We start from the raw sequence: 16756 nt of genomic DNA on the forward strand, positions 1-16756 counted from the left end.
GACTGAGAAATGGGTATCCGCAAGTACAAGCCGACGACCCCGGGCCGTCGTGGCTCCAGCGTCGCCGACTTTGTCGAGATCACGCGGTCCACGCCGGAGAAGTCGCTGGTCCGCCCGCTGCACAGCAAGGGCGGCCGTAACAACGCCGGTCGTGTGACCGTTCGCCACCAGGGCGGTGGCCACAAGCGCGCCTACCGCGTGATCGACTTCCGTCGTCACGACAAGGACGGCGTGCCGGCCAAGGTCGCGCACATCGAGTACGACCCGAACCGCACCGCGCGCATCGCGCTGCTGCACTACGCAGACGGCGAGAAGCGCTACATCATCGCGCCCCGTGGCCTGGCCCAGGGTGCTCGGATTGAGAACGGCCCTGGCGCCGACATCAAGCCGGGCAACAACCTGCCGCTGCGCCACATCCCCGTGGGTACGACGATCCACGCGATCGAGCTGCGTCCGGGCGGCGGTGCGAAGTTCGCCCGCTCGGCCGGTGCCTCCGTGCAGCTGCTGGCGAAGGAGGGCGCGATGGCCCACCTTCGTATGCCGTCCGGTGAGATCCGCCTGGTCGACGTGCGCTGCCGCGCCACCGTCGGCGAGGTCGGCAACGCCGAGCAGTCGAACATCAACTGGGGCAAGGCCGGCCGTATGCGCTGGAAGGGCGTCCGCCCGACCGTGCGTGGTGTCGTGATGAACCCGGTCGACCACCCGCACGGTGGTGGTGAGGGCAAGACCTCCGGTGGTCGCCACCCGGTCTCGCCCTGGGGCCAGAAGGAGGGTCGTACTCGCTCGCCGAAGAAGGCCAGCAACAAGTACATCGTCCGCCGCCGCAAGACGAACAAGAAGCGCTAGGAGCGGGTTTAGATGCCGCGCAGTCTCAAGAAGGGGCCCTTCGTCGACGACCACCTCGCCAAGAAGGTGGATGGTCAGAACGATGCTGGCACCAAGAACGTCATCAAGACCTGGTCCCGCCGCTCCATGATCGTCCCGGCCATGCTCGGCCACACGATCGCGGTGCACGACGGCCGCAAGCACGTCCCGGTGTTCGTCACCGAGTCGATGGTCGGCCACAAGCTCGGCGAGTTTGCGCCGACCCGCACCTTCCGCGGCCACGAGAAGGACGACCGCAAGTCGCGTCGTCGCTGATCGACCGGAGTGCGAAGACTATGACTGACACCGAAGGGACAACCATGGAAGCCAGGGCCCAGGCGCGGTACATCCGCGTCACGCCCATGAAGGCCCGCCGCGTGGTGGACCTTATCCGTGGCATGGATGCCACGGAGGCTCAGGCGGTCCTGCGTTTCGCCCCGCAGGCCGCGAGCGTGCCGGTGGGCAAGGTGCTGGACAGCGCCATTGCCAACGCCGCGCACAACTACGACCACACGGACGCCTCCACGCTGGTTATCAGCGAGGCGTACGTCGACGAGGGCCCGACCCTGAAGCGGTTCCGTCCGCGTGCTCAGGGCCGTGCCTACCGGATCCGCAAGCGGACCAGCCACATCACCGTGGTCGTCAGCAGCAAGGAAGGAACCCGGTAATGGGCCAGAAGGTAAACCCGCACGGGTTCCGGCTCGGCGTCACGACGGACTTCAAGTCCCGCTGGTACGCCGACAAGCTGTACAAGGACTACGTCAAGGAAGACGTCGCCATTCGTCGCATGATGACGAAGGGCATGGAGCGCGCCGGTATCTCCAAGGTGGAGATCGAGCGCACCCGTGAGCGCGTCCGCGTTGACATCCACACCGCTCGCCCGGGCATCGTCATCGGCCGCCGCGGCGCCGAGGCCGACCGCATCCGCGGTGAGCTCGAGAAGCTGACCGGCAAGCAGGTCCAGCTGAACATCCTCGAGGTCAAGAACCCCGAGACCGATGCTCAGCTGGTGGCCCAGGCCGTCGCCGAGCAGCTGTCCTCCCGCGTCTCCTTCCGTCGCGCCATGCGCAAGAGCATGCAGTCGACGATGAAGGCCGGCGCCAAGGGCATCAAGATCCAGTGCGGTGGCCGTCTCGGCGGCGCCGAGATGTCCCGCTCGGAGTTCTACCGCGAGGGCCGTGTGCCCCTGCACACCCTCCGTGCGAACGTCGACTACGGCTTCTTCGAGGCCAAGACCACCTTCGGCCGCATCGGCGTGAAGGTCTGGATCTACAAGGGCGACGTCAAGAACATCGCCGAGGTGCGCGCCGAGAACGCCGCCGCCCGTGCGGGCAACCGCCCGGCTCGCGGTGGCGGCAACGACCGCCCGCGTCGCGGTGGCGAGCGTGGCGGCCGCGGCGGCCGCAAGCCGCAGCAGCAGAGCGCCGCTGCCGAGGCCCCCAAGGCCGAGGCCGCTGCCGCTGCTCCGGCGGAGACCCCCGGAACGGAGGCCTGACCGACATGCTGATCCCTCGCAGGGTCAAGCACCGCAAGCAGCACCACCCGAAGCGCAACGGCATGGCCAAGGGTGGCACCGAGCTGGCCTTCGGTGAGTACGGAATCCAGGCCGTCACCCCGGCCTACGTGACGAACCGTCAGATCGAGTCCGCTCGTATCGCGATGACCCGTCACATCAAGCGTGGCGGCAAGGTCTGGATCAACATCTACCCGGACCGCCCGCTCACGAAGAAGCCTGCCGAGACCCGCATGGGTTCCGGTAAGGGTTCCCCGGAGTGGTGGGTCGCGAACGTCAAGCCCGGTCGGGTGATGTTCGAGCTGTCCTTCCCGAACGAGAAGGTTGCTAAGGAGGCGCTGACCCGCGCCGCCCACAAGCTTCCGATGAAGTGCCGCATCGTTCGGCGCGAGGCAGGTGAATCGTGATGTCGGCCGTTACCAAGGCGTCCGAGCTGCGCGAGCTGAACAACGAGGACCTCGTTGCGAAGCTCCGTGAGGCCAAGGAAGAGCTGTTCAACCTCCGCTTCCAGGCGGCGACCGGACAGCTCGAGAACCACGGCCGGCTGAAGGCCGTCCGCAAGGACATCGCCCGGATCTACACCCTGATGCGTGAGCGCGAGCTGGGCATCGAGACGGTGGAGAGCGCCTGATGAGCGAGAAGAATGTGACTGAGACGAACGAGCGCGGTTTCCGCAAGACCCGTGAGGGTCTCGTCGTCAGCGACAAGATGGACAAGACCGTCGTCGTCGCCGTCGAGGACCGTGTCAAGCACGCGCTGTACGGCAAGGTCATCCGCCGTACCAACAAGCTCAAGGCGCACGACGAGCAGAACGCTGCCGGTGTCGGCGACCGCGTCCTCCTGATGGAGACCCGGCCGCTGTCCGCCACCAAGCGCTGGCGCATCGTCGAGATCCTCGAGAAGGCCAAGTAATCCCTCCTAGGGGGACCCCCTAGGAACAGTTCCGCCAGGCTCGGCGAGAGGCGCGAAGTACTCGCGCTTCTCGCCGGGAACCGGCAGACATTCAGGAGATAGACGTGATCCAGCAGGAGTCGCGACTGCGTGTCGCCGACAACACTGGTGCGAAGGAGATCCTTTGCATCCGTGTTCTCGGTGGTTCCGGTCGCCGCTACGCGGGCATCGGTGACGTCATCGTCGCCACCGTCAAGGATGCGATCCCCGGTGGCAACGTGAAGAAGGGTGACGTCGTCAAGGCGGTCATCGTTCGCACCGTCAAGGAGCGCCGCCGTCCGGACGGCTCGTACATCCGCTTCGACGAGAACGCGGCCGTCATCCTCAAGAACGATGGCGACCCCCGCGGCACCCGCATCTTCGGCCCCGTGGGCCGGGAACTGCGCGAGAAGAAGTTCATGAAGATCATCTCGCTCGCGCCGGAGGTGCTGTAACCGATGAAGATCAAGAAGGGCGACCTGGTCCAGGTCATCACCGGTAAGGACAAGGGCAAGCAGGGCAAGGTCATCCAGGCCTTCCCCCGCGAGGACCGTGTTCTGGTCGAGGGTGTCAACCGGGTCAAGAAGCACACCAAGGCCGGACAGACCGCTCGTGGTTCGAAGACCGGCGGCATCGTGACCACCGAGGCCCCGATCCACGTGAGCAACGTTCAGCTCGTGGTGGAGAAGGACGGCAACAAGGTCGTCACCCGCGTCGGGTACCGCTTCGACGACGAGGGCAACAAGATCCGCGTTGCCAAGCGGACCGGTGAGGACATCTGATGACTGCCACCACCAACGCGCCGCGTCTCAAGACGCGCTACCGCGAAGAGATCGCCGGGAAGCTGAAGGACGAGTTCTCCTTCGAGAACGTCATGCAGATCCCCGGTCTGACCAAGATCGTGGTCAACATGGGTGTGGGCGACGCCGCCCGCGACTCCAAGCTGATCGAGGGCGCCATCCGCGACCTCACCACGATCACCGGCCAGAAGCCGGCCGTCACCAAGGCCCGTAAGTCCATCGCGCAGTTCAAGCTGCGTGAGGGCCAGCCGATCGGTGCCCACGTCACCCTCCGCGGTGACCGCATGTGGGAGTTCCTGGACCGTCTGCTGTCGCTCGCGCTCCCGCGCATCCGCGACTTCCGTGGTCTGTCCCCGAAGCAGTTCGACGGTCGGGGCAACTACACCTTCGGTCTCACGGAGCAGGTCATGTTCCACGAGATCGACCAGGACAAGATCGACCGTACCCGGGGTATGGACATCACCGTGGTCACCACGGCGACCAACGACGATGAGGGCCGCGCTCTCCTTCGTCACCTCGGCTTCCCGTTCAAGGAGGCGTGAGCGAGATGGCGAAGAAGGCTCTGATTGCCAAGGCTGCTCGCAAGCCGAAGTTCGGTGTGCGCGCGTACACCCGCTGCCAGCGCTGCGGCCGTCCGCACTCCGTGTACCGCAAGTTCGGCCTGTGCCGCGTGTGCCTTCGTGAGATGGCTCACCGTGGCGAGCTGCCGGGCGTGACCAAGAGCTCCTGGTAATCCCCCAGTTGGGATTCCCCGGAGACTCTCGGTAAGCAGTCGGTCGGCGGGCACCTGCCCCCTTTTCCCGTAGGGTAGAGGGGTTTGGGTGTCCCGCCGCCCGAGACCGACCGCGGGCCGAGCCCGCATAACGTCGCTTACTACGCCGTAGGTCCCCGCGCCGCACCCGTCCCGACCTTGATCGGGGAGAGGGATGGCGCACATAGGAAACCCCGGCGAGAGAGGCCGAAGGCCAATTCATGACCATGACTGACCCCATCGCAGACATGCTGACCCGTCTGCGGAACGCGAACTCGGCGTACCACGACACCGTCGTGATGCCGCACAGCAAGATCAAGTCGCACATCGCGGAGATCCTCCAGCAGGAGGGTTACATCACCGGCTGGCGCGTCGAGGACGCCGAGGTTGGCAAGAACCTCGTCCTCGAGCTGAAGTTCGGCCCGAACCGCGAGCGCTCGATCGCCGGCATCAAGCGGATCTCGAAGCCGGGCCTCCGGGTCTACGCAAAGTCCACCAACCTGCCGAAGGTCCTCGGCGGCCTGGGCGTGGCGATCATCTCCACGTCCCACGGTCTCCTGACCGGTCAGCAGGCCAGCAAGAAGGGCGTGGGTGGGGAAGTCCTCGCCTACGTCTGGTAACCCGGGAACGGAGGAAGAGCTAATGTCGCGCATTGGCAAGCTGCCCATCCAGGTTCCCGCTGGCGTGGACGTCACCATCGAGGGCCGCACGGTCAACGTGAAGGGTCCCAAGGGTTCCCTTTCGCACACCGTCGCGGCTCCCATCGAGGTCGCCAAGGGTGAGGACGGCGTCATCAACGTCACCCGCCCGAACGACGAGCGTCAGAACAAGGCCCTGCACGGCCTGTCCCGCACGCTGGTGGCGAACATGATCACCGGCGTGACCCAGGGGTACAGCAAGGCGCTCGAGATCAGCGGTGTCGGTTACCGCGTCCAGGCGAAGGGCTCCAACCTGGAGTTCTCCCTGGGCTACAGCCACCCGATCCTGATCGAGGCCCCCGAGGGCATCTCGTTCAAGGTCGAGTCCCCGACCAAGCTCAGCGTCGAGGGCATCGACAAGCAGAAGGTCGGCGAGGTGGCGGCGAACATCCGCAAGCTGCGCAAGCCTGACCCGTACAAGGCCAAGGGCGTCAAGTACGCCGGCGAGGTCATCCGCCGCAAGGTCGGAAAGGCTGGTAAGTAAGCCATGGCATACGGTGTGAAGATCGCTAAGGGCAACGCGTACAAGCGCGCCGCCGCCAAGCGTCGCCACATCCGCATCCGTAAGCGGATTTCGGGTACCCCGGAGCGTCCGCGTCTGGTCGTGACGCGGTCCAACCGCGGCATCACCGCTCAGGTCATCGACGACATCCAGGGTCACACCCTGGCGTCGGCGTCGAGCCTGGACGCGTCCATCCGTGGTGGCGAGGGCGACAAGAGCGCCCAGGCCCAGAAGGTCGGCGCCCTGGTTGCCGAGCGTGCCAAGGCCGCCGGTGTCGAGGCCGTCGTGTTCGACCGTGGTGGCAAGCAGTACGCCGGGCGGATTGCCGCTCTGGCCGACGCCGCCCGCGAAGCCGGGCTGAAGTTCTAAAGCCCCGGTTCCGGAGCTAGCGGACGTAACAGAGAGAGGTAAATCCAATGGCTGGACCCCAGCGCCGCGGCAGCGGTGCCGGTGGCGGCGAGCGGCGGGACCGGAAGGGTCGCGACGGTGGCGCTGCCGCCGAGAAGACCGCGTACGTTGAGCGCGTAGTCGCGATCAACCGCGTCGCCAAGGTTGTCAAGGGTGGTCGTCGCTTCAGCTTCACTGCGCTGGTCGTGGTGGGCGACGGTGACGGCACCGTGGGTGTCGGTTACGGCAAGGCCAAGGAAGTTCCGGCTGCCATCGCCAAGGGCGTGGAAGAGGCCAAGAAGAACTTCTTCAAGGTTCCCCGTATCCAGGGCACCATCCCGCACCCCATCCAGGGCGAGAAGGCCGCGGGCGTCGTCCTGCTCAAGCCGGCTTCCCCCGGTACCGGTGTGATCGCCGGTGGCCCCGTGCGCGCCGTCCTGGAGTGCGCGGGCATCCACGACGTGCTGAGCAAGTCGCTCGGTTCGTCGAACCCGATCAACATCGTGCACGCCACGGTGACCGCGCTTCAGGGCCTGCAGCGCCCCGAGGAGATCGCGGCCCGTCGTGGCCTGCCGCTGGAGGACGTGGCTCCCGCCGCTCTGCTGCGGGCGCGTGCAGGGGTGAGCGCGTAATGGCTCGCCTGGAGATCACGCAGACCAAGTCCTACATCGGCAGCAAGCAGAACCACCGCGACACGCTGCGTTCGCTCGGCCTGAAGCGGCTGGGTGACGTGGTTGTCAAGGAGGACCGTCCCGAGTTCCGCGGCATGGTGCACACCGTCCGCCACCTCGTGTCGGTCAAGGAGGTCGACTGACATGGCGGAGCAGAACCCGCTGAAGGTCCACAACCTCCGGCCCGCCCGGGCGCCAAGACCGCCAAGACCCGTGTCGGTCGTGGTGAGGCGTCCAAGGGTAAGACCGCCGGTCGTGGTACCAAGGGCACCAAGGCCCGTTACCAGGTTCCGGAGCGCTTCGAGGGTGGGCAGATGCCCCTCCACATGCGCCTCCCGAAGCTGAAGGGCTTCAAGAACCCCGCCCACAAGCAGTTCCAGGTCGTGAACCTGGACAAGCTGGCCGCGCTGTACCCGCAGGGTGGCGAGGTCACGGTGGCCGACCTGGTCGCCAAGGGCGCGGTGCGCAAGAACGAGCTCGTCAAGGTCCTGGGCCAGGGCGAGGTCTCCGTGGCGCTGCAGGTTTCGGTTGACGCCGTCTCCGGCTCCGCCAAGGAGAAGATCGCCGCCGCCGGCGGCACCGTCACCGAGCTCATCTGAGTTCGTTGGTTCAACTGACCGGGGATGCCCATCGATTGGGGCATCCCCGGTTGGTCGTTCCACGGGGGTACGGTCGCCGGTAAGGTGGCATGCACTGTTGTTTTCCGGGGCCAATGCCCCGGGCCCCCGCCGCGTGGGCCGCGCCCGCGCGGTTTCCGGCCGTTACGAATTCATCGATCCTCAAGACCGTTACCTCCCGCCCGCGGGGCGGGGGGCGCAGGAGGCACCGTGCTCACCGCGTTCGCCCGAGCGTTCAAGACGCCCGACCTGCGCAAGAAGCTGCTGTTCACGTTGGGCATCATCGTGCTCTACCGGATCGGAGCGCACGTCCCGGTCCCTGGGGTGAACTACGCGAACGTCGAGACCTGCATGAAGCAGGCCGGCGGCAACAGCGGGTTGTTCGCCCTGGTGAACATGTTCAGCGGTGGTGCGCTGCTGCAGATCACGATCTTCGCGCTGGGGATCATGCCGTACATCACGGCGAGCATCATCCTCCAGCTGCTGACCGTGGTCATCCCCAGGCTGGAGGCCCTCAAGAAAGAGGGGCAGTCGGGCCAGGGGAAGATCACCCAGTACACCCGCTACCTGACCGTGGCGCTCGCGGTCCTGCAGGGCACCGGCCTGGTGGCCACCGCCCGCAGCGGCGCGCTCTTCCAGAGCTGCCCGGTCGCCAGCGAGATCGTGCCCAGCGACTCGATCTTCACCACCATCACGATGGTCATCTGCATGACCGCCGGCACCTGCCTGATCATGTGGCTCGGTGAGCTCGTCACCGACCGCGGCATCGGCAACGGCATGTCCATCCTGATGTTCATCTCGATCGCCGCCGGCTTCCCGGGCGCCCTGTGGCAGATCAAGCTCACCGGCAAGCTCGCGGACGGCTGGATCGAGTTCTTCTCGGTGATCGCGGTGGGCCTGGCGATGGTCGCGCTGGTGGTCTTCGTCGAGCAGGCCCAGCGGCGCATCCCGGTGCAGTACGCGAAGCGGATGATCGGCCGCCGGTCCTATGGCGGTACGTCCACGTACATCCCGCTCAAGGTGAATCAGGCGGGTGTGATTCCCGTCATCTTCGCGTCGTCGCTGCTCTACATTCCAGCCCTGGTTGCACAGTTCAGCGGGTCGAAGGCGGGATGGGCGACCTGGATCGCCACCAACTTCACCAAGGGAAATCACCCAGTTTACATCGTTACGTACTTCCTGCTGATCGTCTTCTTCGCGTTCTTCTACGTCGCCATCAGCTTCAACCCCGAAGAAGTTGCCGACAACATGAAGAAGTATGGTGGCTTCATCCCGGGTATCCGGGCTGGTCGCCCGACGGCCGAGTACCTCAGCTACGTGCTCAATCGGATCACGTGGCCGGGCTCGCTGTACCTGGGGCTGATCGCGCTCGTACCAACAGTGGCGTTGGTGCTGTTCAACGCGAACCAGAACTTCCCGTTCGGCGGGACGAGCATCCTCATCATCGTGGGTGTGGGCCTGGAGACCGTGAAGCAGATTGAGAGCCAGCTTCAGCAGCGCAACTACGAAGGGTTCCTCCGCTGATGCGAATCGTCCTCGTCGGGCCCCCGGGGGCCGGCAAGGGTACGCAGGCTGCGTACCTTGCCAAGAACCTCGCGATCCCGCACATCTCCACGGGGGACCTGTTCCGGGCCAACATCAGCCAGGGCACCGACCTCGGCAAGAAGGCCAAGGCGTTCATGGACGCCGGTGAACTCGTCCCCGACGAGGTCACCATCGGCATGGCCCGCGACCGGATGAACCAGCCGGACGCCACCGGCGGCTTCCTGCTGGACGGCTTCCCCCGCAACGTCTCGCAGGCCGAGGCGCTCGACGAGGCCCTCAAGGAGGACGGCGTCACGCTCGACGCGGTCCTGGACCTGGAGGTCCCGGAGGAAGAGGTGGTCAAGCGCATCGCCGGCCGCCGCATCTGCCGCAACGACTCCAGCCACGTCTTCCACGTGTCCTACAGCGCGCCGAAGCAGGAAGGCGTCTGCGACGTCTGCGGCGGCGAGCTGTACCAGCGCGACGACGACAGCGAGGCGACCGTCCGCAAGCGGCTGGAGGTCTACCACACGCAGACCGAGCCGATCATCGACTACTACAAGGCCCAGGACCTGGTCGTGACCATCCCGGCACTCGGGAAGGTCGAAGAGGTCACGGAGCGCGCGATGGCCGCGCTCCAGGGCGGCAAGTAGCCGACAGCTTCGTACGGCCGCGGTGTCCAGCACGGGCACCGCGGCCGTACTGTTGGTCGGGTACGACGGACACAGCACGGACGGAAGGGCGTAAGCCGCGATGGTGGAGATCAAGACCCCCGAGCAGATCGCGAAGATGCGCGAGGCGGGGCTGGTGGTCGCCGCCATCCACGCCGCGACCCGGGAGGTCGCGGTGCCGGGCGCCACGACCAAGGACCTGGACGACGCGGCGCGCAAGGTGCTCGCGGAGCACGGCGCGAAGTCGAACTTCCTCGGCTACGGCGGCTTCCCGGCGACGATCTGCACCTCGGTGAACGACGTCGTGGTCCACGGCATCCCGGACACCGACACCGTCCTCGCGAACGGCGACATCATCTCCATCGACTGCGGCGCGATCGTCGACGGCTGGCACGGTGACGCCGCGTACACCGCGTTCGTCGGCTCCGGTCACTCCGCGGAGCTGATCGAGCTCAGCCGGGTCACCGAGGGCTCGATGTGGGCGGGCATCGCCGCGGTCGCCAAGGGCAACCGGCTGGTCGACATCTCCAAGGCGATCGAGGGCTACATCCGCCGCCAGCCCCGCCCGGCCGGCGGCAAGTACGGCATCGTCGAGGACTACGGCGGCCACGGCATCGGCTCGCAGATGCACATGGACCCGCACCTGCTGAACTACGTCGACCGCAAGCGCGGCCGCGGCCCCAAGCTGGTGCCCGGTTTCTGCATCGCGATCGAGCCGATGGTGAACCTCGGCACCCCGAAGACCCACGTCCTTGAAGACGACTGGACCGTGAAGTCGAACGACGGCAGCTGGTCCTCGCACTGGGAGCACTCGGTCGCGCTGACCGAGCAGGGCCCGCTCGTGCTGACCGCGCCCGACGGCGGCAAGGCCAGGCTCGCGGAGCTCGGGATCACCGCCGCGCCGGACCCGCTGGCGTAAGGATCACCCGGCATGGGCAATAATCCTGGATTCGTCTTTTCCCGGGCCCTGACGTAGACTGACGCGTCGGCTCTCGTGCATCCGTATGCCCGTAACGGGGTGTGGACGCATCGCAGGTGTTTCACCTGCGAATGACAGCCGCCAAAAGGTAGCCGATTCGAAGGGCGAAGCGTGGCCAAGAAGCAAGGTGCCATCGAAATCGAGGGCACCGTGATCGAGTCCCTCCCGAACGCGATGTTCAAGGTGGAGCTTCAGAACGGTCACAAGGTCCTCGCGCACATCAGCGGCAAGATGCGGATGCACTACATCCGTATCCTTCCGGATGACCGGGTCGTCGTGGAGCTCTCTCCCTACGACCTGACGCGTGGCCGGATCGTCTACCGCTACAAGTAGATCTTGTCGGCACCCCGCTCCCGTGGGGTGACGGCACTGACCCGGAGAACCTCACATCCCATGAAGGTCAAGCCGAGCGTCAAGAAGATCTGCGACAAGTGCAAGGTGATCCGCCGCCACGGCCGGGTCATGGTCATCTGCGACAACCTGCGCCACAAGCAGCGCCAGGGCTGACGCACGCCGACCACCTGCAATTTCGCAGTTCGCGCGACGCAAGCACCACACGTTCATACGCAGTCACCCGACCCCCCGCACCAGCGGCGTGGGGACGACACCCCCGGCTCGGAGGCCGGGGACCCGGCTCGTAATTCTGCAGAGTCTTACGGGAACGGTGCTGCGGAAGACCTCCGAATAGCCATCAGGAGCCACATCAATGGCACGCCTCGCAGGCGTTGATCTCCCGCGCGAAAAGCGTGTGGAGGTCGCCCTCACCTACGTCTTCGGTATCGGGCGGACGCTCTCGCAGCAGACCCTCGCCGCCACCGGCGTGAACCCGAACACCCGGGTCCGCGACCTGGCCGAGGAAGACCTCGTCAAGATCCGCGAGTACGTCGACAACAACCTCAAGACCGAGGGTGACCTCCGTCGCGAGATCCAGGCCGACATCCGCCGCAAGGTCGAGATCGGCTGCTACCAGGGTCTGCGTCACCGTCGCGGTCTGCCGGTGCACGGCCAGCGCACCAGCACGAACGCCCGTACCCGCAAGGGTCCGCGTCGCGCGATCGCCGGCAAGAAGAAGCCGGGCAAGAAGTAGTCCTCAGCAGGACGCTTACCAGCGGTCTTCGCTGTAGGACCGACCACCTCCACGGGAGATTTGAATGCCTCCGAAGGGCCGTACGGCCGGCGCCAAGAAGGTGCGCCGCAAGGAGAAGAAGAACGTCGCCCACGGGCACGCTCACATCAAGAGCACGTTCAACAACACGATCGTTTCGATCACCGACCCGACCGGGAACGTGATCTCTTGGGCCTCTGCCGGCCACGTCGGCTTCAAGGGCTCGCGCAAGTCCACCCCCTTCGCCGCGCAGATGGCCGCCGAGTCGGCCGCCCGCCGCGCGCAGGAGCACGGCATGCGCAAGGTTGACGTCTTCGTCAAGGGTCCCGGCTCCGGCCGTGAGACCGCGATCCGCTCGCTCCAGGCCACCGGCCTGGAGGTCGGCTCGATCCAGGACGTCACCCCCACCCCGCACAACGGATGCCGCCCGCCCAAGCGTCGCCGCGTCTGACCCACTGAAGTAGGAGACAACTAGACAATGGCGCGTTACACCGGGGCCGACTGCAAGCGTTGCCGTCGGGAGAAGCAGAAGCTCTTCCTCAAGGGGAGCAAGTGCGAGAGCGCGAAGTGCCCGATCGAGATCCGTCCTTACCCCCCGGGTGAGCACGGTCGCGGGCGCACCAAGGACAGCGAGTACCTGCTCCAGCTTCGTGAGAAGCAGAAGTGCAGCCGCATCTACGGTGTCCTTGAGAAGCAGTTCGTGAACTACTACAAGGAAGCGAACCAGAAGACCGGCAAGACCGGTGAGAACCTTCTGCGCATCCTTGAGACCCGCCTCGACAACGTGGTCTACCGGGCCGGCTTCGCCAAGTCCCGCGACCACGCCCGTCAGCTGGTCCGTCACGGACACATCGTCGTCAACGGCCGCAAGACCGACATCCCGTCGGCCCGCGTCGCCGTGAACGACATCATCGAGGTCCGCGAGGGCTCTCGGAACCTGACCCCCTTCGAGGTGGCCAAGGCCGAGGCCGGCGAGAAGACCGTTCCGGCGTGGCTGGAGGCGATCCCCTCGCAGCTGCGGATCCTCGTGCACAGCCTGCCCGAGCGCCAGGTGATCGACACCCAGGTGCAGGAGCAGCTGATCGTCGAGCTCTACTCGAAGTAAGGCTCGTCGGCCCCCGTCACGTCGGGGGCCGGTGGGTGTGGGCGGTACGGGGCCTTGTGCGTCGTACCGCCCGTACCCTTGTCAGTACAGCGGGCGTCAAATAGCGGGCGCCCACGACTGAAGGACCAAAAACATGCTGATCGCTCAGCGTCCCTCCCTGACCGAAGAGGTCGTCGACGAATACCGCTCCCGGTTCGTGATCGAGCCGCTGGAGCCGGGCTTCGGCTACACCCTCGGCAACTCCCTGCGTCGTACGCTCCTCTCCTCGATCCCGGGTGCGGCGGTCACGTCCATCCGCATCGACGGCGTTCTGCACGAGTTCACCACCGTGCCGGGCGTCAAGGAGGACGTCACCGACCTCATCCTCAACATCAAGCAGCTGGTCGTCTCCTCCGAGCACGACGAGCCGGTCGTGATGTACCTGCGCAAGCAGGGCCCGGGCCTCGTGACCGCCGCGGACATCGCGCCGCCGGCCGGTGTCGAGGTGCACAACCCCGACCTGGTCCTCGCCACGCTCAACGGCAAGGGCAAGCTGGAGATGGAGCTGACCGTCGAGCGCGGTCGCGGCTACGTCTCCGCCGTGCAGAACAAGCAGGTGGGCCAGGAGATCGGCCGCATCCCGGTCGACTCCATCTACAGCCCGGTGCTCAAGGTCACGTACAAGGTCGAGGCGACCCGTGTCGAGCAGCGCACCGACTTCGACAAGCTGATCGTCGACGTCGAGACCAAGCAGGCGATGCGTCCCCGTGACGCCATGGCCTCCGCCGGTAAGACCCTGGTCGAGCTGTTCGGTCTCGCCCGCGAGCTGAACATCGACGCCGAGGGCATCGACATGGGCCCGTCCCCCACGGACGCCGCCCTGGCCGCCGACCTGGCGCTGCCGATCGAGGAGCTGGAGCTCACCGTCCGCTCCTACAACTGCCTCAAGCGCGAGGGCATCCACTCCGTGGGTGAGCTCGTCGCCCGCTCCGAGGCGGACCTGCTGGACATCCGCAACTTCGGTGCGAAGTCCATCGACGAGGTCAAGGCGAAGCTGGCCGGCATGGGCCTGGCCCTCAAGGACAGCCCGCCCGGATTCGACCCGACCGCCGCTGCCGACGCCTTCGGCGCCGACGACGACGCGGACGCCGGGTTCGTGGAGACCGAGCAGTACTGAGTTCGACCGGCAGGGGTCCGGGAGCCTTTCCCGGGCCCTTGCCGTGTGCATCTTCCACGGGGCGGCCGCCTCGTGGGAACTGACACCGGTACCTGATACGGCCGGTGCAGCAATGAAGGAGATACACCATGCCGAAGCCCGCCAAGGGTGCCCGTCTGGGCGGCAGCGCTGCGCACGAGCGTGCCATGCTGCGCAACCTGGCCACCAACCTCTTCGAGCACGGCCGCATCACGACGACCGAGGCCAAGGCCCGCCGTCTGCGTCCGTACGCGGAGCGTCTGGTGACCAAGGCGAAGAAGGGCGACCTTCACAACCGCCGTCAGGTCATGCAGCTGATCTCGGACAAGAGCGTCGTGCACACGCTCTTCACGGAGATCGCGCCGCGGTTCGCGGAGCGTCCGGGTGGCTACACCCGTATCACCAAGATCGGCAACCGTCGTGGCGACAACGCCCCGATGGCCGTCATCGAGCTGGTCGAGGGCGAGATCGCCAAGAAGGCGACCGTCGCCGAGGCCGAGGCCGCGACCAAGCGCGCGGTGAAGGAAGCCGATGAGGCCGCGGCGACCGAGGCTCCGGCCGAGGCGCCCGCCGAGGAGTCCAAGGACGCCTGAGGTTGACCTCGCGTGAAGCGGGTCCGTCCGAGAGGGCGGGCCCGCTTTCGCGTCTTTCCCAAGGGATCTGCCCTGAGAGGATCTCCCCGTGAGTGACGAAGTACGGCCCGGACACGTCCGCATCCGCCTCGACCTGTCCTACGACGGGTCCGCCTTCCACGGCTGGGCCAAGCAGGCCGGCGGCCGGCGCACCGTGCAGGCCGAGATCGAGGACGCCCTGCGCACCGTGACGCGGTCCGGGGACACGACGTACGAGCTGACGGTGGCCGGCCGGACGGACGCCGGGGTGCACGCGCGGGCCAGGTGGCGCACGTCGACCTGCCCGGGGAGCTGTGGGCGGAGCACCGGGAGAAGCTGCTGAAGCGGCTCGCCGGGCGACTTCCCAAGGACGTACGGATCTGGCGCGTCACCGAGGCCCCCGAGGGCTTCAACGCGCGCTTCTCGGCGGTCTGGCGGCGCTACGCCTACCGCGTCACCGACAACCCCGGCGGCGTCGACCCGCTGCTGCGCGGGCACGTCCTGTGGCACGACTGGCCGCTCGACGTGGACGCCATGAACGAGGCGGCCCGGCGGCTGCTCGGGGAGCACGACTTCGCGGCGTACTGCAAGAAGCGCGAGGGCGCGACGACCATCCGTACGCTGCAGGACCTGAGCCTGGTGCGGGGCGACGACGGGATCATCACCGCCACGGTGCGGGCCGACGCCTTCTGCCACAACATGGTGCGCTCGCTGATCGGGGCGCTGCTGTTCGTGGGGACGGGCACCGGCCGGCGGACTGGCCGGGGAAGGTACTCGCGGCCGGCATACGCGACTCGGCCGTGCACGTGGTCCGGCCGCACGGGCTGACGCTCGAAGAGGTCGGGTATCCGGCGGACGAGCTGCTCGCGGCCCGCAACAAGGAGGCCCGGAACAAGCGGGCGCTGCCGGCGGGCGGCTGCTGCTGAGCCGCCCGCCGGGGAGCCGGCCGGTCAGGAGGACTGGCCGGCCTTCTTCTGGGCTTCCTTCAGCTGGCGTTCGGCGGCCTTGGCGGCCTGGTCCTTGCCGCGCTGGGTGATCTGGGTGAACGCGTAGGAGCCGCCGTCCCGGGCGATCTGCCGGGCCTTGGTCTCCGAGGCGGTGACGTCCTTGCCGTTGAGGTAGCCGGCGATGGTGAAGTAGGCGTAGCGGCCGGTGGCGTTGGTGGCCATCCGGCACTTGTGGCCCTGGCAGAAGTCCGAGGGGACGCCTCCGCCGGGCAGCGGCATGAGGTTGGTCCGGTTCTCGTTCATGACCTTGGTCGCCTTGGCGGGCGAGTCGAAGACCGCGATGCCGATGGTGACCGCCACCCCGCCCTTGGCGTAGGTGGCGCGCAGCAGCTGCTTGCAGCCGTTGTGGGACAGCGAGGAGACCAGCGCGCCCTGGGCGCCGGCGGTGCAGTCCTTGGTCGAGGCGGTGCTGGTGCGCGGGTAGCTGTGCTCGCCGATGACCATGGTCTTCTGCGGGAAGAGCGTGGCCGGGGTGAGCGGCGCGGTGTCCTTCTTGGGGTCGGAGATGTAGTCCTGCGGGTTGGGCGGCGGCGGGACGGAGACGTCCGGGAAGGACGGCTTGTCGTCCGGGACCGCGGCCTGGCCGGAGGAGGTGGGCGCGGCGGTCGCCTTGCCGCCGGGCGAGTCGCCGCCGGCCATCACCGCGGCGGCGACGATGCCGGCCACCGCGACGGTCGCCAGTGCTCCGCCGCCGATCCACATCCACCGTTTGCGGCGGGACTGCGCCTCGCTCTCCTCGGCGAGCGCGTCCCAGTCCGGCGTGGACGAGAAAGATCCCCCGGGGCCGTCGAAGGGCCCGCCTTGCCCAAAACTCATGGCGCGCATCCTAATGGGGTTGGTGGAACGC

At 67.0% G+C, this 16756-nt stretch carries 27 protein-coding genes and 2 pseudogenes; 28 read left to right on the plus strand and 1 reads right to left on the minus strand.

The genetic code is table 11. The features are described from left to right. Positions 1–9 precede the first annotated feature (9 nt). The 28 genes and pseudogenes from rplB to truA all read left to right on the plus strand — a co-directional run bounded on the left by rplB (position 10) and on the right by truA (position 15828). Positions 10–846: a 50S ribosomal protein L2 gene (gene rplB / locus OJ254_RS11255; protein WP_006604876.1), complete on the plus strand. Its 837-nt coding sequence runs from the start codon at positions 10–12 to the stop codon at positions 844–846. A 12-nt stretch (positions 847–858) separates the two neighbouring features. Beyond that, entirely contained in the window at positions 859–1140 is a 282-nt protein-coding gene (gene rpsS / locus OJ254_RS11260) for a 30S ribosomal protein S19 (protein WP_129279480.1), read from the plus strand. 44 nt (positions 1141–1184) lie between these two features. Continuing rightward, entirely contained in the window at positions 1185–1532 is a 348-nt protein-coding gene (gene rplV, locus OJ254_RS11265; protein WP_009997296.1) for a 50S ribosomal protein L22, read from the plus strand. After that, positions 1532–2359, plus strand: a complete 828-nt coding sequence (rpsC, locus tag OJ254_RS11270) for a 30S ribosomal protein S3 (RefSeq protein WP_069567069.1) — start codon at positions 1532–1534, stop codon at positions 2357–2359. Before rplV ends, rpsC begins: the two co-directional genes overlap by 1 nt. 5 nt (positions 2360–2364) lie before the next feature. Next, entirely contained in the window at positions 2365–2784 is a 420-nt protein-coding gene (rplP, locus tag OJ254_RS11275) for a 50S ribosomal protein L16 (protein ID WP_004571829.1), read from the plus strand. After that, positions 2784–3008: a 50S ribosomal protein L29 gene (gene rpmC / locus OJ254_RS11280; RefSeq protein ID WP_046927445.1), complete on the plus strand. Its 225-nt coding sequence runs from the start codon at positions 2784–2786 to the stop codon at positions 3006–3008. Before rplP ends, rpmC begins: the two co-directional genes overlap by 1 nt. Then, the gene (rpsQ, locus tag OJ254_RS11285; protein WP_006604882.1) at positions 3008–3289 is read left to right on the plus strand and encodes a 30S ribosomal protein S17; all 282 of its coding nucleotides are present in this window, start codon (positions 3008–3010) and stop codon (positions 3287–3289) included. Before rpmC ends, rpsQ begins: the two co-directional genes overlap by 1 nt. A 104-nt stretch (positions 3290–3393) precedes the next feature. Further along, the gene (gene rplN / locus OJ254_RS11290; RefSeq protein WP_003998823.1) at positions 3394–3762 is read left to right on the plus strand and encodes a 50S ribosomal protein L14; all 369 of its coding nucleotides are present in this window, start codon (positions 3394–3396) and stop codon (positions 3760–3762) included. A gap of 3 nt (positions 3763–3765) precedes the next feature. Then, entirely contained in the window at positions 3766–4089 is a 324-nt protein-coding gene (gene rplX / locus OJ254_RS11295) for a 50S ribosomal protein L24 (protein WP_030062892.1), read from the plus strand. Next, the gene (gene rplE, locus OJ254_RS11300) at positions 4089–4649 is read left to right on the plus strand and encodes a 50S ribosomal protein L5 (protein WP_030413018.1); all 561 of its coding nucleotides are present in this window, start codon (positions 4089–4091) and stop codon (positions 4647–4649) included. The genes rplX and rplE overlap by 1 nt, the downstream gene beginning before the upstream one ends. 5 nt (positions 4650–4654) lie before the next feature. After that, positions 4655–4840 (plus strand): type Z 30S ribosomal protein S14, encoded by a 186-nt coding sequence (locus OJ254_RS11305; RefSeq protein WP_003956452.1) that lies wholly within the window; start codon positions 4655–4657, stop codon positions 4838–4840. Positions 4841–5079: 239 nt separating this feature from the next. Further along, the gene (gene rpsH / locus OJ254_RS11310; RefSeq protein ID WP_006604885.1) at positions 5080–5478 is read left to right on the plus strand and encodes a 30S ribosomal protein S8; all 399 of its coding nucleotides are present in this window, start codon (positions 5080–5082) and stop codon (positions 5476–5478) included. Positions 5479–5500: 22 nt separating this feature from the next. Then, positions 5501–6040 (plus strand): 50S ribosomal protein L6, encoded by a 540-nt coding sequence (rplF, locus tag OJ254_RS11315; RefSeq protein WP_201803195.1) that lies wholly within the window; start codon positions 5501–5503, stop codon positions 6038–6040. 3 nt (positions 6041–6043) lie between these two features. Continuing rightward, on the plus strand, positions 6044–6427 hold the full coding sequence (gene rplR, locus OJ254_RS11320) for a 50S ribosomal protein L18 (protein WP_265362224.1): 384 nt from the start codon (positions 6044–6046) through the stop codon (positions 6425–6427). Positions 6428–6474: 47 nt separating this feature from the next. After that, the gene (rpsE, locus tag OJ254_RS11325) at positions 6475–7077 is read left to right on the plus strand and encodes a 30S ribosomal protein S5 (RefSeq protein WP_030413022.1); all 603 of its coding nucleotides are present in this window, start codon (positions 6475–6477) and stop codon (positions 7075–7077) included. Further along, complete coding sequence (gene rpmD / locus OJ254_RS11330; protein WP_030413023.1) at positions 7077–7259, plus strand: 50S ribosomal protein L30; 183 nt, start codon at positions 7077–7079, stop codon at positions 7257–7259. The genes rpsE and rpmD overlap by 1 nt, the downstream gene beginning before the upstream one ends. 1 nt (position 7260) lies before the next feature. Further along, a pseudogene (rplO, locus tag OJ254_RS11335) lies at positions 7261–7715 on the plus strand (50S ribosomal protein L15). A gap of 228 nt (positions 7716–7943) precedes the next feature. Beyond that, positions 7944–9257 (plus strand): preprotein translocase subunit SecY, encoded by a 1314-nt coding sequence (gene secY / locus OJ254_RS11340; RefSeq protein WP_265362225.1) that lies wholly within the window; start codon positions 7944–7946, stop codon positions 9255–9257. Further along, positions 9257–9910 (plus strand): adenylate kinase, encoded by a 654-nt coding sequence (locus tag OJ254_RS11345; protein ID WP_265362226.1) that lies wholly within the window; start codon positions 9257–9259, stop codon positions 9908–9910. Before secY ends, OJ254_RS11345 begins: the two co-directional genes overlap by 1 nt. Before the next feature lie 100 nt (positions 9911–10010). After that, entirely contained in the window at positions 10011–10847 is an 837-nt protein-coding gene (gene map, locus OJ254_RS11350) for a type I methionyl aminopeptidase (RefSeq protein WP_265362227.1), read from the plus strand. A 171-nt stretch (positions 10848–11018) separates the two neighbouring features. Next, positions 11019–11240, plus strand: a complete 222-nt coding sequence (gene infA / locus OJ254_RS11355) for a translation initiation factor IF-1 (RefSeq protein ID WP_003956442.1) — start codon at positions 11019–11021, stop codon at positions 11238–11240. A gap of 60 nt (positions 11241–11300) precedes the next feature. Further along, entirely contained in the window at positions 11301–11414 is a 114-nt protein-coding gene (gene rpmJ / locus OJ254_RS11360; RefSeq protein WP_003956441.1) for a 50S ribosomal protein L36, read from the plus strand. A 199-nt stretch (positions 11415–11613) separates the two neighbouring features. Continuing rightward, positions 11614–11994, plus strand: a complete 381-nt coding sequence (gene rpsM / locus OJ254_RS11365; RefSeq protein WP_018090888.1) for a 30S ribosomal protein S13 — start codon at positions 11614–11616, stop codon at positions 11992–11994. 64 nt (positions 11995–12058) lie between these two features. After that, the gene (gene rpsK / locus OJ254_RS11370) at positions 12059–12463 is read left to right on the plus strand and encodes a 30S ribosomal protein S11 (protein ID WP_004571845.1); all 405 of its coding nucleotides are present in this window, start codon (positions 12059–12061) and stop codon (positions 12461–12463) included. 27 nt (positions 12464–12490) lie between these two features. Then, the gene (gene rpsD, locus OJ254_RS11375; RefSeq protein WP_265362228.1) at positions 12491–13117 is read left to right on the plus strand and encodes a 30S ribosomal protein S4; all 627 of its coding nucleotides are present in this window, start codon (positions 12491–12493) and stop codon (positions 13115–13117) included. Between the two features lie 133 nt (positions 13118–13250). Continuing rightward, on the plus strand, positions 13251–14273 hold the full coding sequence (locus OJ254_RS11380) for a DNA-directed RNA polymerase subunit alpha (RefSeq protein ID WP_003956430.1): 1023 nt from the start codon (positions 13251–13253) through the stop codon (positions 14271–14273). Positions 14274–14401: 128 nt separating this feature from the next. Next, positions 14402–14884, plus strand: a complete 483-nt coding sequence (gene rplQ / locus OJ254_RS11385; RefSeq protein WP_265362229.1) for a 50S ribosomal protein L17 — start codon at positions 14402–14404, stop codon at positions 14882–14884. A gap of 88 nt (positions 14885–14972) precedes the next feature. Then, a pseudogene (gene truA, locus OJ254_RS11390) lies at positions 14973–15828 on the plus strand (tRNA pseudouridine(38-40) synthase TruA). A 24-nt stretch (positions 15829–15852) separates the two neighbouring features. Here truA and OJ254_RS11395 read toward each other — a convergent pair. Continuing rightward, positions 15853–16725 (minus strand): hypothetical protein, encoded by an 873-nt coding sequence (locus tag OJ254_RS11395; protein ID WP_265362230.1) that lies wholly within the window; start codon positions 16723–16725, stop codon positions 15853–15855. Positions 16726–16756: the final 31 nt, after the last annotated feature.

Origin of the sequence: Streptomyces endophytica, assembly GCF_026153355.1 — a bacterium.
GTDB classification, from domain to species: domain Bacteria; phylum Actinomycetota; class Actinomycetes; order Streptomycetales; family Streptomycetaceae; genus Streptomyces; species Streptomyces endophytica.

Excerpts from the sequence above, each read along its gene's own strand:
- rplB (WP_006604876.1), top strand. The coding sequence starts at position 10 with ATGGGTATCCGCAAGTACAAGCCGACGACCCCGGGCCGTCGTGGCTCC.
- rpsS (WP_129279480.1), top strand. The coding sequence starts at position 859 with ATGCCGCGCAGTCTCAAGAAGGGGCCCTTCGTCGACGACCACCTCGCC.
- rplV (WP_009997296.1), top strand. The coding sequence starts at position 1,185 with ATGGAAGCCAGGGCCCAGGCGCGGTACATCCGCGTCACGCCCATGAAG.
- rpsC (WP_069567069.1), top strand. The coding sequence starts at position 1,532 with ATGGGCCAGAAGGTAAACCCGCACGGGTTCCGGCTCGGCGTCACGACG.
- rplP (WP_004571829.1), top strand. The coding sequence starts at position 2,365 with ATGCTGATCCCTCGCAGGGTCAAGCACCGCAAGCAGCACCACCCGAAG.
- rpmC (WP_046927445.1), top strand. The coding sequence starts at position 2,784 with ATGTCGGCCGTTACCAAGGCGTCCGAGCTGCGCGAGCTGAACAACGAG.
- rpsQ (WP_006604882.1), top strand. The coding sequence starts at position 3,008 with ATGAGCGAGAAGAATGTGACTGAGACGAACGAGCGCGGTTTCCGCAAG.
- rplX (WP_030062892.1), top strand. The coding sequence starts at position 3,766 with ATGAAGATCAAGAAGGGCGACCTGGTCCAGGTCATCACCGGTAAGGAC.
- rplE (WP_030413018.1), top strand. The coding sequence starts at position 4,089 with ATGACTGCCACCACCAACGCGCCGCGTCTCAAGACGCGCTACCGCGAA.
- OJ254_RS11305 (WP_003956452.1), top strand. The coding sequence starts at position 4,655 with ATGGCGAAGAAGGCTCTGATTGCCAAGGCTGCTCGCAAGCCGAAGTTC.
- rpsH (WP_006604885.1), top strand. The coding sequence starts at position 5,080 with ATGACCATGACTGACCCCATCGCAGACATGCTGACCCGTCTGCGGAAC.
- rplF (WP_201803195.1), top strand. The coding sequence starts at position 5,501 with ATGTCGCGCATTGGCAAGCTGCCCATCCAGGTTCCCGCTGGCGTGGAC.
- rplR (WP_265362224.1), top strand. The coding sequence starts at position 6,044 with ATGGCATACGGTGTGAAGATCGCTAAGGGCAACGCGTACAAGCGCGCC.
- rpsE (WP_030413022.1), top strand. The coding sequence starts at position 6,475 with ATGGCTGGACCCCAGCGCCGCGGCAGCGGTGCCGGTGGCGGCGAGCGG.
- rpmD (WP_030413023.1), top strand. The coding sequence starts at position 7,077 with ATGGCTCGCCTGGAGATCACGCAGACCAAGTCCTACATCGGCAGCAAG.
- OJ254_RS11345 (WP_265362226.1), top strand. The coding sequence starts at position 9,257 with ATGCGAATCGTCCTCGTCGGGCCCCCGGGGGCCGGCAAGGGTACGCAG.
- map (WP_265362227.1), top strand. The coding sequence starts at position 10,011 with ATGGTGGAGATCAAGACCCCCGAGCAGATCGCGAAGATGCGCGAGGCG.
- rpmJ (WP_003956441.1), top strand. The coding sequence starts at position 11,301 with ATGAAGGTCAAGCCGAGCGTCAAGAAGATCTGCGACAAGTGCAAGGTG.
- rpsM (WP_018090888.1), top strand. The coding sequence starts at position 11,614 with ATGGCACGCCTCGCAGGCGTTGATCTCCCGCGCGAAAAGCGTGTGGAG.
- rpsK (WP_004571845.1), top strand. The coding sequence starts at position 12,059 with ATGCCTCCGAAGGGCCGTACGGCCGGCGCCAAGAAGGTGCGCCGCAAG.
- rpsD (WP_265362228.1), top strand. The coding sequence starts at position 12,491 with ATGGCGCGTTACACCGGGGCCGACTGCAAGCGTTGCCGTCGGGAGAAG.
- OJ254_RS11380 (WP_003956430.1), top strand. The coding sequence starts at position 13,251 with ATGCTGATCGCTCAGCGTCCCTCCCTGACCGAAGAGGTCGTCGACGAA.
- rplQ (WP_265362229.1), top strand. The coding sequence starts at position 14,402 with ATGCCGAAGCCCGCCAAGGGTGCCCGTCTGGGCGGCAGCGCTGCGCAC.
- OJ254_RS11395 (WP_265362230.1), bottom strand. The coding sequence starts at position 16,725 with ATGAGTTTTGGGCAAGGCGGGCCCTTCGACGGCCCCGGGGGATCTTTC.